Genomic DNA, 13,700 nt, shown 5'->3' on the forward strand with positions numbered 1-13,700 from the left:
CGCATACGGCCCCGAGCCTCAAACAGGTTTGCCATGCCAACGACTTGGCCAAAGAAACAGGCTGAGATCGAGGACCGTGATCCGAAGCCGCAAATCCCTCCGGACAAGGACGCAAGAGCCGGGAACGCGTTGCGCGCCCCGGCCCGTCTCTGCCCGCGGCCAGCCGCCCCACCCGAACAGAACGTCGGGAGCTTCAGGCCGCGCGGCGAAGCCCTCTCGTCAGAGCGACTTGTCGCCCGATGCCTTCCAGCGCAGGCGATCGCTCGCGTCGATCACTTCGCCGCCGTTGGCCGTGAGTTTGTCGAAATCGGCGAAGGCCTTTTCGATGGCCTCGCGCTTTTCCAGGATCAAGGCGGCCACGCCGCTGGTCAGCCCGCCCTCGTCGCCCACGCGACCAAGTATGGCGGCAATATCGGCGACAACAGCCGTCGATGGAGAAGTATGAAGATGCCCACGGTCATCAACGTAGGCCTCGATTGTTCGCGCCATTGAACTCTCCTCACCTGACGGCGCATCTCGCCGCCCCGCCCCTTGATCGATGCGAATCAACCCAGGGTGTGCGGGCAGGATACCACAGCTTGAGGCCGCAGGAATCGGGGATACTGAGGAGAAACCCGTTCAGGAATGGAGCAGTTCGCCAGGGAAAAACCAAAAGTGCCGGAATTCAAAATTTTAACGATTTCGAGCCGTCGACATGTGTTGCAAAAGAAACACACCCACACACCAACCAAACTATTGCCCAAAATAAAAACGCCGCCACACCGTATTCAAACAGGTGCAGCGGCGTATTCACATCACCTCTCGCTTTCGCCAGAAGTAATCATCAAGTCAAACCATCAGATCGACTGACCAGTCTTCGCCCAATCGGCGAGGAAGCCTTCGATACCCTTTTCGGTCAGAACGTGCTTGAACAGGTTCTTGATGACCGAGGGCGGCATCGTCGCGACGTCCGCACCGATCTTGGCGCACTGCAGCAGGTGGATCGGGTGACGGATCGAGGCCGCGAGGATCTCGGTCTCGAAGGCATAGTTGTCATAGATGAGACGGATGTCTTCGATCAGCTGGATGCCGTCGAAGCCGTTGTCATCGTGACGGCCGATGAAGGGCGAGATGAACGAGGCGCCGGCCTTGGCGGCGAGCAGCGCCTGGTTGGCCGAGAAGCACAGCGTGACGTTGACCATCGTACCTTCGCTGCTGAGCGCCTTGCAGGTCTTGAGGCCGTCGACGGTGAGCGGTACCTTGATGCACACGTTGTCGGCGATCTTACGCAGGATTTCGGCCTCACGCATCATGCCTGCGTGGTCGAGCGCGACGACTTCGGCGCTGACCGGACCATCGACGAGCTCGCAGATCTCCTTGGTGACTTCCATGAAGTCACGGCCCGACTTGGCGATCAGCGAAGGGTTGGTGGTAACGCCATCGAGGAGGCCGGTGTCGGCCATTTCCTTGATGTCGGCGATTTCGGCGGTGTCGACGAAGAACTTCATGGCGGGTTCCTGAACTGGGTTGAAGCTGGGGGACGGCCCCGGTCCGGGCCGGATGCGAATCTGGCGCCCCTATAGGCGCAGCTTTCGCATCGGACCAGCCTCTCCCGAGCCACGCGACCGAAGACACCCGCCAGCGACCGCCCCGGTCATCTGGCGCGCGCTTACGCCACGCAAGCTCCGGTCACGCGTCGCCGAAGGCCGATATGAGCAGAGGATCGCCACTCGGCTCGGGATCGCGGCGCAGGCTCGCCTCCTGGACGCCGACTTCATACCAGATCGCGTTGTCCGCCTCGACGGCCATGGCCGCGGCCGCTTGCGCGAGAGTGACCTCCGGCAGGGATTTCACGACCTTCATCGTGTACGAATCGTCGTGCTTCTTCAGGATGTCGACAAGAATAGGCGTCATCGCCTCGATCAGCCCCATCCCGACCTGCGCACGCAGGTAGGACGTCGCGGCCGTGAACGAGCCGCCCAGAATTTCGTCGGTATCGGGAACCTCCAGCTTCGCGATCGGCGCACGCGCACGCGGTGCCACCTCGCGAACGGCTTCCTCGGCAAGACGGTTCTGCTCGTACATGAGCGCGCTCTTCTGCGTCTCGCTGAGGCTTGGCTGCGACTTGAAGATTTCCGGCAGACCGACCCGGGCGACCGAGCTGTTCCAGAACCCTTCCGATTTCGTCAGGATCGCGATGGCCTCCTTGGCCGCTGCGGCCAAGAGGTGGCGCACGACATCGGCCCGCTGATCGGGGGCGACCGCCGCCTGTGCGCTCTGACTTCCCAGCAGCCCACCACCCAGCACAGACAGCGCAGCCACAGCAGCGCCGCCCGCCAGCACATCGCGCCGGTTCAGACCTTTCGCCGCACCGCATACCGCCGTGCCCTTGGACTGCATTCCCCAACTACGCATCATCCACTCCTTCCCGAGCCTCACTTCAAGTGCCTATATGCACGGGCAATGCTCCGTGTTCGACTCCTAGTTTTCAATGCCGCACTTGGCGTTCTCGATTACCGCGTGCCCGAGGGGGTGCAGGTCGAACCCGGCTCCATTGTGATCGCGCCGCTGGGGCCGCGCCAGATCCTGGGCATTGCCTGGGAGCCCGAGCGCCTGGAAGCCCAGGACGTGCCCGAGGCCAAGCTGCGCCCGATCCTCGAAGTCCTGCCTGTCCCTCCGCTCAAGGCCGAGCTGCGCCGCCTGATCGAGTGGACCGCGGACTATTACTGCGCGCCACTTTCCGCAGTCGCGCGCATGGCGCTCGGCTCGATGGCGGCGCTGCGCGGGGGCGGCACGACCACCGAGTATCGCCTGACGGGTCTGGAACCCAAGCGCCTCACCCCCCAGCGCGCCGCCGCAATGGATGCGCTGCACGGCGAGCAGGCCTCGATCCGCGAACTCGCCGAACTCGCCTCGGTGTCGGAAGGGGTTCTGCGCGGCATGGTCGGCGCGGGCCTGCTCGAAGCGGTCACGGTCGATCTCGACAAACCCTACCCGCCCGCCAACCCGCAGCACAACGCGCCCACGCTCAGCGAAGACCAGCGCAAGGCTGCGGATACGTTCGTGGACGCCGTGAAGGCCGACGAATTTGCCCCCTTCCTCCTCGACGGGGTCACCGGCTCGGGCAAGACCGAGACCTACTTCGAAGCGGTCGCCGCGGCCATTGAAGGCGGCAAGCAGGTCCTTGTCCTTCTCCCCGAGATCGCGCTCACCGAAAACTTCCTGCGCCGCTTCGAGGAGCGCTTTGGCGTTGCGCCGATCCAGTGGCATTCCTCCCTGAAGGCCAGCGAGCGCCGCCGCGCCTGGCGCGCCATCGTCAAGGGCGCAGCCGACGGCGGCGCGCAGGTCGTCGTGGGCGCCCGCTCGGCACTCTTCCTGCCTTATGCGCGCCTTGGCCTCATCATTGTCGATGAAGCGCACGAAGTCTCCTTCAAGCAGGACGAGGGCGTGCGCTACAACGCACGCGACGTCGCCGTCATACGCGCGCGCTACGAAAAGGCGCCGATCATCCTGGCGAGCGCAACGCCGGCTCTGGAATCGATGCAGCTGGCCGAAGCGGGCATCTACACCAAGATCGAACTCCCCGCTCGTTTTGGCGGCGCGCAACTGCCCGACATCCAGATCCTCGACCTGCGCAAGGACGTTCCCGACAAGGGCCGCTGGATCGCCAAGCCCCTCGTCGCGCAGATGCAGGCCCGGCTGGAGCGTGGCGAACAGTCGCTGCTGTTCCTCAACCGGCGCGGCTATGCCCCGCTCACCTTGTGCCGCAACTGCGGCCACCGCTTCCAGTGCAGCCACTGCACCGCCTGGCTGGTCGAGCACCGCTTCAGCCAACGCCTCGCCTGCCACCATTGCGGCCACGAGGAACCTGTGCCCGACGCCTGCCCGGAATGCAGCGCGAAGGATTGCCTCGTCGCCTGCGGCCCTGGCGTGGAACGCATTGCCGACGAGGTCGCCGAGATCTTCCCCGAAGCGCGCGTCGCGCTCATCACCTCGGACACGATGAACAGCCCCGAGGCTATCGCCGAGTTCGTTGCCAAGGCCGAGAACAAGGCCATCGACGTAATCGTGGGCACGCAGCTCGTGACCAAGGGCTACCACTTCCCCGACCTGACGCTGGTCGGCGTGATCGATGCGGACCTTGGCCTCGAAGGCGGAGACCTGCGCGCGGCCGAGCGCACCTACCAGCAGGTCGCCCAGGTCGCAGGGCGTGCCGGACGCGGTGAGAAGCCCGGCGAAGTGCTCATCCAGACGCGCCACCCTGAAGCTCCGGTCATCGCCGCGCTGGCCGCAGGCGACCGCGACGCCTTCTACGACGCCGAGACCGAAGCTCGCCGCGACGCAGGCGCTCCTCCCTTCGGACGCTGGGCCGCGATCATCGTCTCCTCCGAGGACATGGCCGAAGCGCGCGATGCGGCCCGCGCCATCGGCGGCACCGCACCCGACCTGCCCGACATGCTGGTCCTGGGCCCTGCCCCTGCCCCCCTATCGCTTCTGCGCGGACGGCATCGCTTTCGCCTTCTCATCAACGCGCGCCGCTCGGCCCAACTACAAAAGATCGTGCGCGCCTGGCTCGGCCCCCTCAACTTCCCCAAGGGTGTGCGCGTCCACGTCGACGTCGACCCCTACAGCTTCGTCTGACCGGCACGGCGAGTCTCCGACGAACGAACAGGTCGCGAATTTGCAGACCGAATGAACGCACCGCACCGCCCCAAACGGTCCAGGACGCCATGTTCATCTGGCATTCAGTCGATTCCCCAAGGAACCTGGCCCGCACCCCAGACGAAAGGATAATGTTGCCATATGCGAAGTTGCGCGCCGCGCGCCGCAATTTGCAACTTGCGGCACGCCGCCCCCACCAAACCGGCAACGAAATTCAGAAAGCCTGCCGACGAATTTGCACGCACCACCGTGTAATTCCCTAGAATTTCCAGAGCGCTGAACGGCCTCGCAGCGGAAATTGGATATCGCCCACGCACAAGACTGCACCGACTACTGTGAACGCTACCCTTTTGCCGCGACTGCGGCTAAGTTCCCACATCAACGTGGGCTCGTGTGCCGGGGTGCCTTGCATAGTCGCATTATCGTCGCTATGCGCGCCCCGTCTGCAGGCCGGGGGGACGTGCACAACAGGTTCCCCGTTCAGTGCCTCAGCCCACCCGATGTAAGGATAGGACACGCGTGGAGAACTCCGGCGGAATCAAGGCCAGCTTGCAAGGACGGTACGCTTCGGCGCTGTTCGAACTTGCCAGCGAAAACGGCACCGTAACGACAGTCGAAAGCGACCTCGACAAGACCGCTCAGGCGATTGCCGAGAACGAGGACCTCGCCGGCCTGATTCGGAATCCCGAAGTCAGCCGCAAGGATGCCGCCAAGGCGATGGACGCCGTGGCCGACATCCTGGGCCTGTCCCCGGTGAGCAAGAACTTCCTGGGCGTGCTGGCGGACAACCGTCGCCTCTCGGCCCTGCCCGAAATCATCCGGGCCTTCAGCGCGATTGCCGCTGCGCAGCGCGGCGAGGCAACGGCCGAAGTCACTTCGGCCCATGCGCTCGACGACCTGCAGGTCGAGCAGCTTCGCCAGAAGCTGGAAGCGCGCGAAGGCCGCAACGTAAAAATCAAGACGAGCGTCGATCCGGACCTTCTTGGCGGCCTTGTCGTCACGATCGGTTCGAAGCGTATTGACAGCTCGATCCGCACCCGTCTCAATTCGCTCGCCCAGGCCATGAAGGGCTGAAGAAAGGCATTAGAATGGATATCCGCGCAGCAGAAATCTCGAAGGTCATCAAGGACCAGATTGCCAACTTCGGCACCGAAGCTCAGGTTTCGGAAGTGGGCAAGGTGCTCTCCGTCGGTGACGGTATCGCCCGCATTCATGGCCTCGACCAGTGCCAGGCTGGTGAAATGGTCGAATTCGCCAACGGCATCCAGGGCATGGCGCTCAACCTCGAAGCCGACAACGTCGGCGTCGTGATCTTCGGCTCGGACGCCGAGATCAAGGAAGGCGACACCGTCAAGCGCACCGGCACCATCGTCGACGTGCCGACCGGCAAGGGCCTTCTGGGCCGCGTCGTCGACGCGCTGGGCAACCCGATCGATGGCAAGGGCCCGATCGAGTACACCGAGCGCCGCCGCGTGGAATCGAAGGCTCCGGGCATCATCCCGCGCAAGTCGGTGCACGAGCCCGTGCAGACCGGCCTCAAGGCCATCGACGCCCTCGTTCCCGTCGGCCGTGGCCAGCGCGAGCTGATCATCGGTGACCGTCAGACCGGCAAGACCGCCGTCGCCATCGACACCTTCATCAACCAGAAGGGTCCGAACCAGAGCGACGACGAAGGCAAGAAGCTCTACTGCATCTACGTCGCCGTCGGCCAGAAGCGCTCGACCGTCGCGCAGATCGTGCGTCAGCTCGAAGAGAACGGCGCGATGGAATACTCCATCGTCATCGCCGCGACCGCTTCGGAGCCCGCCCCGCTGCAGTACCTCGCGCCCTACACCGGCGCCGCGATGGGTGAGTTCTTCCGCGACAACGGCATGCACGCCGTGATCGTGTACGACGACCTTTCCAAGCAGGCCGTTGCCTACCGTCAGATGTCGCTGCTCCTTCGCCGTCCCCCGGGCCGCGAAGCGTATCCCGGCGACGTGTTCTACCTCCACAGCCGTCTCCTTGAGCGCGCTGCGAAGATGAGCGACGAGATGGGTGCCGGCTCGCTGACCGCGCTGCCGATCATCGAGACCCAGGCAGGCGACGTCTCGGCCTACATTCCGACCAACGTGATCTCGATCACCGACGGCCAGATCTTCCTTGAAACCGGTCTGTTCTACCAGGGCGTGCGTCCGGCCATCAACGTCGGTCTGTCGGTCAGCCGCGTCGGCGGTTCGGCCCAGACCAAGGCGATGAAGAAGGTTGCCGGCTCGATCAAGCTCGAGCTCGCGCAGTACCGCGAAATGGCGGCCTTCGCGCAGTTCGGTTCGGACCTCGACGCCTCGACCCAGAAGCTCCTCAACCGCGGTGCGCGCCTGACCGAGCTGCTCAAGCAGCCCCAGTTCTCGCCGCTTCCGTTCGAAGAGCAGACCGTGTCGATCTTCGCGGGCACCAACGGCTACCTCGACACCGTCGCGGTGTCGGACGTGGTTCGCTACGAAGCCGAGATGCTCAGCTTCATGCGTTCGGAGCACGCCGAGGTTCTGGCCGAGATCCGCGAGAGCAAGAAGTTCGAGGGCGAGGTGAAGGACAAGACCGTCGCCGCGCTCGACAAGTTCGCCAAGACCTTCGCGTAAGCCCTGCGTCGCCCCGGTGAAAGCCGGGGCCGCACCCGGCACGACGCAAGTCCTGCCGCACACGATCCCGGCTTCGTCCGGGATGACGAATGGAGAAAATTGAGTGGCATCGCTCAAGGAACTCAAGGGCCGGATCAACTCGGTCAAGTCGACCCAGAAGATCACGAAGGCCAAGCAGATGGTCGCCGCGGCCAAGCTGCGCAAGGCACAGGAAGCCGCTGAACAGGCGCGCCCCTATGCCGCTCGCCTCGCCGAGGTGATGGGCTCGCTCGCGAGCAAGGTCACGATCAGCGAGAACAGCCCCAAGCTCCTGGCTGGGACCGGCAGCGACCAGGTTCATCTCCTTGTCGTCGCCAACTCGGACAAGGGTCTGTGCGGCGCGTTCAACTCGAACATCGTGAAGGCGGCGGTCCAGAAGGCCCGCAAGCTCGAAGCCGAAGGCAAGACCGTGCTGTTCTACCTCGTGGGCCGCAAGGGCCGCGCGGTGATCAAGCGCGAATTCCCCAAGCAGATCGAGCACATGTTCGACACGACCGACGTGCGCAATCCCGGCTTCAACGAAGCCGAACAGATCGCGGACGAACTGGTTGCCCTCTACGAAAAGGGCAAGTTCGACGTCGCGCACCTGTTCTTCGCGAAGTTCCGCTCGGCGCTGGTTCAGGAGCCGACCGGTCAGCAGATCATCCCCGTTCCCACGCCTGAGGCTGCCGCTGCGACGGCCGGTCAGGACGCGGTGACCGAGTATGAGCCGGAAGAGGAAGAAATCCTCGCCGCGCTGCTGCCGCGTTACCTCAAGACCCAGCTCTTCGGTGCCCTGCTGGAGAACGCCGCATCCGAACAGGGTGCGTCGATGACGGCCATGGACAACGCCACGCGCAACGCGGGCGACCTGATCCAGAAGCTGACCATCCAGTACAACCGCAGCCGCCAGGCCGCGATCACCACCGAACTCGTTGAAATTATCGCGGGCGCGGAAGCGCTCTAAGACATCGCAGGCAAGGAAACCTCAAATGGCCACTGCACCCGTGCTTAACCAGACTACCGCTGGCAAGATCAGCCAGGTCATCGGCGCCGTCGTCGACGTCATCTTCGAAGGCGAGCTGCCCCCCATCCTCACCGCGCTCGAGACCGAGAACAACGGCCAGAAGCTGGTTCTCGAAGTCGCGCAGCACCTTGGTGAGAACACCGTGCGCACCATCGCCATGGACGGCACCGACGGCCTCACCCGCGGTCAGGACGTAACCTCGACCGGCAAGCAGATCTCGGTGCCGGTCGGCCCCAAGACGCTCGGCCGCATCATGAACGTCGTGGGCGATCCCATCGACGAACGCGGCCCGATCGGTTCGGACATGCACTCGGCGATCCACGCCGAAGCGCCCCCGTTCATCGAGCAGTCGACCGAAGCGGCCATCCTCGTGACGGGCATCAAGGTCATCGACCTTCTCGCTCCCTACGCCAAGGGCGGCAAGATCGGCCTGTTCGGCGGCGCAGGCGTGGGCAAGACCGTGCTCATCCAGGAGCTCATCAACAACATCGCGAAGGGCCACGGCGGCGTGTCCGTGTTCGCCGGTGTGGGTGAGCGTACCCGTGAAGGTAACGATCTCTACCACGAATTCCTCGACGCCGGCGTTATCGCCAAGGACGCCGAAGGCAACGCGATCTCCGACGGTTCGAAGGTTGCTCTCGTCTTCGGTCAGATGAACGAGCCCCCGGGCGCCCGTGCCCGCGTCGCGCTCTCGGGCCTGACCATGGCCGAGTACTTCCGTGACCAGGAAGGCCAGGACGTTCTCTTCTTCGTCGACAACATCTTCCGCTTCACCCAGGCCGGCGCCGAAGTGTCGGCTCTGCTTGGCCGCATTCCTTCGGCCGTGGGCTACCAGCCGACACTGTCGACCGACATGGGCCAGCTGCAGGAGCGCATCACCTCGACGACCAAGGGCTCGATCACCTCGGTCCAGGCCATCTACGTCCCCGCGGACGACCTTACCGACCCGGCTCCGGCTACCTCGTTCGCCCACCTTGACGCGACGACCACGCTGAACCGTGCGATCTCGGAGCTGGGCATCTACCCGGCCGTCGACCCGCTCGACTCGACCAGCCGCGTTCTCGAACCGCGCGTTGTCGGCAACGAGCACTACGAGACCGCCCGCGCCGTCCAGGAAATCCTGCAGAAGTACAAGTCGCTGCAGGACATCATCGCCATTCTCGGCATGGACGAGCTCTCGGAAGAGGACAAGCTGACGGTCGCCCGCGCCCGTAAGATCCAGCGCTTCCTCTCGCAGCCGTTCCACGTCGCCGAGGTCTTCACCGGCATCTCGGGCAAGTTCGTCCAGCTCGAAGACACCGTGAAGTCGTTCAAGGCCGTCGTCGAAGGCGAATACGACCACCTCCCCGAAGCGGCCTTCTACATGGTCGGCGGCATCGAGGAAGCGGTTGCCAAGGCGAAGAAGCTGGCAGAAGACGCCTAAGGAATTCGTTCGGAGCCCGGCACCGTCCCGCAAGGTTCAGGTGCCGGGCCCGGCCTCTTCCTGAAGGCATGCCCGACAGGGCCATTCCCGCCCCTCGGGCCCTCTTCCAAGCGCAAGGAAACGCAACATGGCACTGCATTTCGAACTCGTGACGCCGGCGAAGCTCGTTCGCTCGGAGGACGTCCACATGGTCGTCGTCCCCGGCACCGAAGGTGAGTTCGGTGTTCTTGCCGGTCACGCCCCCTTCATGTCGACCGTCGCCGATGGCGCGATCAAGGTCTACAAGACCGAGAACGGCATTCCCGAAGAGATCGTGATCTCGGGCGGCTTTGCCGAAGTCGGCGACAAGGGCCTGACCGTCCTGGCCGAACACGTCGAGAACTGATTCTCAGCGATCATCTCGCATCTTACGCGAAAAAGGGCGCCCCGGAATTCCGGCGGCGCCCTTTTCGCTTTCCGCGCAGATGCCTGAATTTTCCAAGGGGCCATCGCCCCTTGCCCCCAAAATGGGCGACCTCACCCTTACCAGCCAAGGCTGCGAACCTGCCCCAGACAGTTTGGGGAGCCCGAGGGCGATGGCCCTCGGAACTGTCTTTTTCTTTATTGGTATAGCCCCCGCCTCACTTCTTCCGCCGCGTCGGCGCATGAAAATCGGAAGGCTTGTTCGATATCCAGGCAAGGAAGCGTGCGATCTCGGCCTGGCCGCGCAGCGCCTCGACGTCCTCGCCGATCCGCGCAAGCTCGGCGTTGCTGAACGTCACGTGCAGCGTGCGGTGGCAGATCGGATGGACGGGCCGCGTCGCGCGCCCTCCCCGGCTCTTGGGAACCGGGTGGTGCCATTCCACCTTGCGTCCCAGTTCGCGCAGGCACAGCCAGCAGGTCTTGTCCGCGTCGTCCATGCCTTCAATCTAGGGATCAGCGAGCGCCTTGCCAGCCCCTCCCTTCCCTCGACGCATTAGGGAGTTATCAAAGTTTCAACCTTAATCTCCCACCTGAAACATGGAAATTCGCCCGGCGCCAGACCGGGCCATGGATACTAGGGTTGACGATACGATGACGGCATTCGGGCGGCGCAGTGGGATCGGACAGGGTACGCGTCCAGCTTTTGGGGTGGCCAAACCCTTGAAGGGCGGAGCAGGCGCCAAAGATCAGCAGGCCCCGGCTCCCGGTTCCGCGCCCGTCCCGGGCAACGATGCCCCGTCTTCTCCTACGGCCGAGAAGGCCCCCGGCAATCCCAACTCGCGCGAAGACGCGATGTCGCGGCTTGCCGACCGCGCCAACGCCGTCCACGAGAACCAGGAGCAGGACAGCTTCGAGGCCTCGATCCACAAGATCAAGGAGCAGGTCCTTCCCCGTCTCCTCGAACGTGTCGATCCCGAGGCGGCCGCGACGCTCACCAAGGATGAACTCTCCGAGGAATTCCGTCCGATCATCGTCGAGGTGCTGGCCGAACTGAAGATCACCTTCAACCGGCGCGAGCAGTTCGCGCTCGAGAAGGTTCTGATCGACGAGCTGCTCGGTTTCGGTCCGCTGGAGGAGCTTCTCAACGATCCTGACGTCTCGGACATCATGGTCAACGGCCCCAACCAAACCTACATCGAAAAGAAGGGCAAGCTGCAGCTCGCCGGAACCAAGTTCCGCGATGAACAGCACCTTTTCCAGATCGCCCAGCGCATCGTGAACCAGGTCGGCCGCCGCGTCGACCAGACGACCCCGCTCGCCGACGCCCGCCTCAAGGACGGCAGCCGCGTCAACGTGATCGTGCCGCCGCTCAGCTTGCGCGGCACCGCGATCTCGATTCGTAAGTTCTCCGAAAAGCCGATCACGATCGACATGCTGCGCGACTTCGGCTCGATGTCGGACAAGATGGCGACCGCGCTCAAGATCGCGGGCGCGTGCCGCATGAACGTCGTCATCTCGGGCGGTACCGGCTCGGGCAAGACGACCATGCTCAACGCCCTGTCCAAGATGATCGATCCGGGCGAGCGCGTTCTGACCATCGAGGACGCGGCCGAACTTCGCCTGCAGCAGCCGCACTGGCTGCCGCTTGAAACGCGCCCGCCGAACCTGGAAGGCCAGGGTGCCATTACCATCGGCGACCTCGTCAAGAACGCCCTGCGTATGCGCCCTGACCGCATCATCCTGGGCGAAATTCGCGGCGCGGAATGTTTCGACCTTCTCGCCGCCATGAACACCGGCCACGACGGTTCGATGTGTACCCTCCACGCCAACTCCCCACGTGAGTGTCTGGGGCGTATGGAGAACATGATCCTGATGGGCGACATCAAGATTCCCAAGGAAGCGATCAGCCGCCAGATTGCCGAATCCGTCGACATCATCGTCCAGGTCAAGCGCCTGCGCGACGGTTCGCGCCGCACCACCAACATCACCGAGGTGATCGGCATGGAAGGCGACGTCATCGTCACCCAGGAACTGTTCAAGTTCGAGTATCTGGACGAGACCGATGACGGCAAGATCGTCGGTGAATTCCGCGCCTCGGGCCTACGCCCCTACACGCTGGAAAAGGCACGCCAGTTCGGCTTCGACCAGGCCTACCTCGAGGCCTGCCTCTAAACCCGAACCAGCGAGTCAATCGTCAGGGCCCCGCCAGCCTCGTGCCGGCGGGGCCCTGTCGTATCAGCGCCATATCAGCGCACGATGGAGACACCGAAGCGCAGACGCGTGACCTTGCGGTCATAGTCGAGCAGGTTTTCGCCATAGCCCGCAAAGGCCTGCCCGAAGAGGTAGAGGTTGAGGCCGGTGTCGATGATGTTGTCCATGGGATAGGACAGCTCCCCTTCGACCGCGCCCTTACCCGAAGAAAAGTTGAGGCGACTGGTCGTGGTGAGACGCAGGCCATCAGGCTTGCCGATCTCGGCAAAGAGGCCGGTCGAACCCCGGTAGTGGCGGATATCCGGGTTGTCCGAAAGATCGCCCACGTAGAAGAACAGGCGCGGTCCGAACGACACCGTGTAGTCGCCCGCTTCCACGGAGGCCACCGGTTGGATGTAGACCGTGTTCGCGCTGCGCGAGGCATCCCCGTCGCGGCCGTTGGATTCGTGGCGAAGGCCCACCTGCCCGCCCAGCGACAGCCCATCGCCCACTTCGATGGCGGGCTGCAGGTAGAAGATCTCGGGCATGAAATCGATGTTGCGGAACGGCGAGGAATCCGCGCCCAGATCCCAGAACAGGCGCTGGGTATAGGCAAAGTGCAGGCCGTTGGCGAAGGGCGCGCCCAGCCCGACGTCGCCAGGATCACCGAAGAGCTGGTACTTGAAGCTGATCTGGATGCGCCCCTCGCTGTTGGTGCCCGGGCCATAGGCCGCATAGATCGGACCATAGGCCGAGAGGTTGTCGAGGAAGGCATTGCCCCGCTCGCCCTTTGCCGAGGGGACTTCGCTGGGCGCGAGCACGATCCCGGTCTCGGCCTGCTTCGCCTCGGGGGCTGCCGCGATGGCCGTTTCCTCACCAGACGGTGCCACCTTGGGGGCAGCCATGGCGAGACGCTGGGAACGGCTGGGCACGAGATAGCGGGGCGAGGCCGCGCCCTCGGCCAGGCTGAGCGAGATCGCGGTACTCTCGCCTGCCTGCTCGCTCGCCGCCACTGCGTTGGGCAGGCGCAGCTGGCACTGGCGCGTGGCGAGACTGGCCGGGACCGCTTCACCGCTTGCGACAGAAGCGCAGGTAATCGTTGCGGGAACCCGCTGCATACCCACTGTCAGGATCGCATCCAGGGTATCGGGGACGGCTGCGGGTGCACCTGCACCGGGAAGCGCGACCACCTCGATTTCGACGGTGGCCTCGTCCTGCGTGGGCGCCATCTGCGCGACGAGCAGGCGCGGCGCATCCGGTGCCTGATCCTGCGCCAAGGCCGGGGCATGAGAAAGAGCGAGGACGAGCCCCCCCAGTGGCAGGACGGCGCCTGTCCGAAGCCATCCGGCCCGGCTGCGTGCAATAGTCATCTTGATCTTGT

13 protein-coding genes are annotated in these 13,700 nt (G+C 64.2%); 8 read left to right on the forward strand and 5 right to left on the reverse strand.

Features of this window, described 5'->3' with window-relative positions; genetic code table 11:
• Window positions 1-219 precede the first annotated feature (219 nt).
• Window positions 220-489, reverse strand: coding sequence for a hypothetical protein (locus LC060_RS14665; RefSeq protein WP_039393177.1), 270 nt, complete (start codon window positions 487-489; stop codon window positions 220-222).
• Between the two features lie 135 nt (window positions 490-624).
• On the opposite strand from LC060_RS14665, the gene LC060_RS14670 reads away from it, so the two are divergent.
• Window positions 625-849, forward strand: a complete 225-nt coding sequence (locus tag LC060_RS14670) for a hypothetical protein (protein ID WP_226636839.1) — start codon at window positions 625-627, stop codon at window positions 847-849.
• On the opposite strand, the gene fsa is transcribed toward LC060_RS14670, so the two are convergent.
• Together fsa and LC060_RS14680 are read right to left on the reverse strand one after the other, a co-directional pair.
• Window positions 837-1,487, reverse strand: a complete 651-nt coding sequence (gene fsa, locus LC060_RS14675; RefSeq protein WP_039393175.1) for a fructose-6-phosphate aldolase — start codon at window positions 1,485-1,487, stop codon at window positions 837-839. The two genes, LC060_RS14670 and fsa, sit on opposite strands and share 13 nt — an antisense overlap.
• A 181-nt stretch (window positions 1,488-1,668) precedes the next feature.
• Window positions 1,669-2,394: a DUF4197 family protein gene (locus LC060_RS14680; protein ID WP_226636841.1), complete on the reverse strand. Its 726-nt coding sequence runs from the start codon at window positions 2,392-2,394 to the stop codon at window positions 1,669-1,671.
• A 48-nt stretch (window positions 2,395-2,442) separates the two neighbouring features.
• Between LC060_RS14680 and LC060_RS14685 the strand changes: the two genes are divergently transcribed.
• The 6 genes from LC060_RS14685 to LC060_RS14710 all read left to right on the forward strand — a co-directional run bounded on the left by LC060_RS14685 (window position 2,443) and on the right by LC060_RS14710 (window position 10,112).
• The gene (locus LC060_RS14685) at window positions 2,443-4,620 is read left to right on the forward strand and encodes a primosomal protein N' (protein WP_226636843.1); all 2,178 of its coding nucleotides are present in this window, start codon (window positions 2,443-2,445) and stop codon (window positions 4,618-4,620) included.
• A gap of 540 nt (window positions 4,621-5,160) precedes the next feature.
• Window positions 5,161-5,715 carry a F0F1 ATP synthase subunit delta gene (locus LC060_RS14690; protein ID WP_148627881.1) on the forward strand — a complete coding sequence of 185 codons (555 nt, stop codon included), beginning with the start codon at window positions 5,161-5,163 and terminating at the stop codon, window positions 5,713-5,715.
• 14 nt (window positions 5,716-5,729) lie between these two features.
• Window positions 5,730-7,259, forward strand: coding sequence for a F0F1 ATP synthase subunit alpha (gene atpA / locus LC060_RS14695; RefSeq protein ID WP_226636845.1), 1,530 nt, complete (start codon window positions 5,730-5,732; stop codon window positions 7,257-7,259).
• Window positions 7,260-7,362: 103 nt separating this feature from the next.
• Complete coding sequence (locus tag LC060_RS14700) at window positions 7,363-8,244, forward strand: F0F1 ATP synthase subunit gamma (protein WP_226636847.1); 882 nt, start codon at window positions 7,363-7,365, stop codon at window positions 8,242-8,244.
• Between the two features lie 25 nt (window positions 8,245-8,269).
• Window positions 8,270-9,727 (forward strand): F0F1 ATP synthase subunit beta, encoded by a 1,458-nt coding sequence (atpD, locus tag LC060_RS14705; RefSeq protein ID WP_226636849.1) that lies wholly within the window; start codon window positions 8,270-8,272, stop codon window positions 9,725-9,727.
• Between the two features lie 127 nt (window positions 9,728-9,854).
• On the forward strand, window positions 9,855-10,112 hold the full coding sequence (locus tag LC060_RS14710; protein ID WP_039393165.1) for an ATP synthase F1 subunit epsilon: 258 nt from the start codon (window positions 9,855-9,857) through the stop codon (window positions 10,110-10,112).
• A 235-nt stretch (window positions 10,113-10,347) separates the two neighbouring features.
• On the opposite strand, the gene LC060_RS14715 is transcribed toward LC060_RS14710, so the two are convergent.
• Window positions 10,348-10,626 (reverse strand): HNH endonuclease, encoded by a 279-nt coding sequence (locus LC060_RS14715; RefSeq protein WP_226636850.1) that lies wholly within the window; start codon window positions 10,624-10,626, stop codon window positions 10,348-10,350.
• A 154-nt stretch (window positions 10,627-10,780) separates the two neighbouring features.
• On the opposite strand from LC060_RS14715, the gene LC060_RS14720 reads away from it, so the two are divergent.
• Complete coding sequence (locus tag LC060_RS14720) at window positions 10,781-12,301, forward strand: CpaF family protein (RefSeq protein ID WP_226637450.1); 1,521 nt, start codon at window positions 10,781-10,783, stop codon at window positions 12,299-12,301.
• Between the two features lie 74 nt (window positions 12,302-12,375).
• On the opposite strand, the gene LC060_RS14725 is transcribed toward LC060_RS14720, so the two are convergent.
• Window positions 12,376-13,689: a phospholipase A gene (locus LC060_RS14725; protein WP_226636852.1), complete on the reverse strand. Its 1,314-nt coding sequence runs from the start codon at window positions 13,687-13,689 to the stop codon at window positions 12,376-12,378.
• Window positions 13,690-13,700 lie beyond the last annotated feature (11 nt).

The sequence above is a fragment of the Novosphingobium profundi genome (genome assembly GCF_020524485.1).
Classification (GTDB): Bacteria; Pseudomonadota; Alphaproteobacteria; order Sphingomonadales; family Sphingomonadaceae; genus Novosphingobium; species Novosphingobium profundi_A.

Bases quoted from the DNA above. Each gene is read 5' to 3' on its own strand.
- LC060_RS14665 (WP_039393177.1), bottom strand. From the start codon at position 489: ATGGCGCGAACAATCGAGGCCTACGTTGATGACCGTGGGCATCTTCAT.
- LC060_RS14670 (WP_226636839.1), top strand. From the start codon at position 625: ATGGAGCAGTTCGCCAGGGAAAAACCAAAAGTGCCGGAATTCAAAATT.
- fsa (WP_039393175.1), bottom strand. From the start codon at position 1,487: ATGAAGTTCTTCGTCGACACCGCCGAAATCGCCGACATCAAGGAAATG.
- LC060_RS14680 (WP_226636841.1), bottom strand. From the start codon at position 2,394: ATGCGTAGTTGGGGAATGCAGTCCAAGGGCACGGCGGTATGCGGTGCG.
- LC060_RS14685 (WP_226636843.1), top strand. From the start codon at position 2,443: ATGCTCCGTGTTCGACTCCTAGTTTTCAATGCCGCACTTGGCGTTCTC.
- atpA (WP_226636845.1), top strand. From the start codon at position 5,730: ATGGATATCCGCGCAGCAGAAATCTCGAAGGTCATCAAGGACCAGATT.
- atpD (WP_226636849.1), top strand. From the start codon at position 8,270: ATGGCCACTGCACCCGTGCTTAACCAGACTACCGCTGGCAAGATCAGC.
- LC060_RS14710 (WP_039393165.1), top strand. From the start codon at position 9,855: ATGGCACTGCATTTCGAACTCGTGACGCCGGCGAAGCTCGTTCGCTCG.
- LC060_RS14715 (WP_226636850.1), bottom strand. From the start codon at position 10,626: ATGGACGACGCGGACAAGACCTGCTGGCTGTGCCTGCGCGAACTGGGA.
- LC060_RS14720 (WP_226637450.1), top strand. From the start codon at position 10,781: ATGACGGCATTCGGGCGGCGCAGTGGGATCGGACAGGGTACGCGTCCA.
- LC060_RS14725 (WP_226636852.1), bottom strand. From the start codon at position 13,689: ATGACTATTGCACGCAGCCGGGCCGGATGGCTTCGGACAGGCGCCGTC.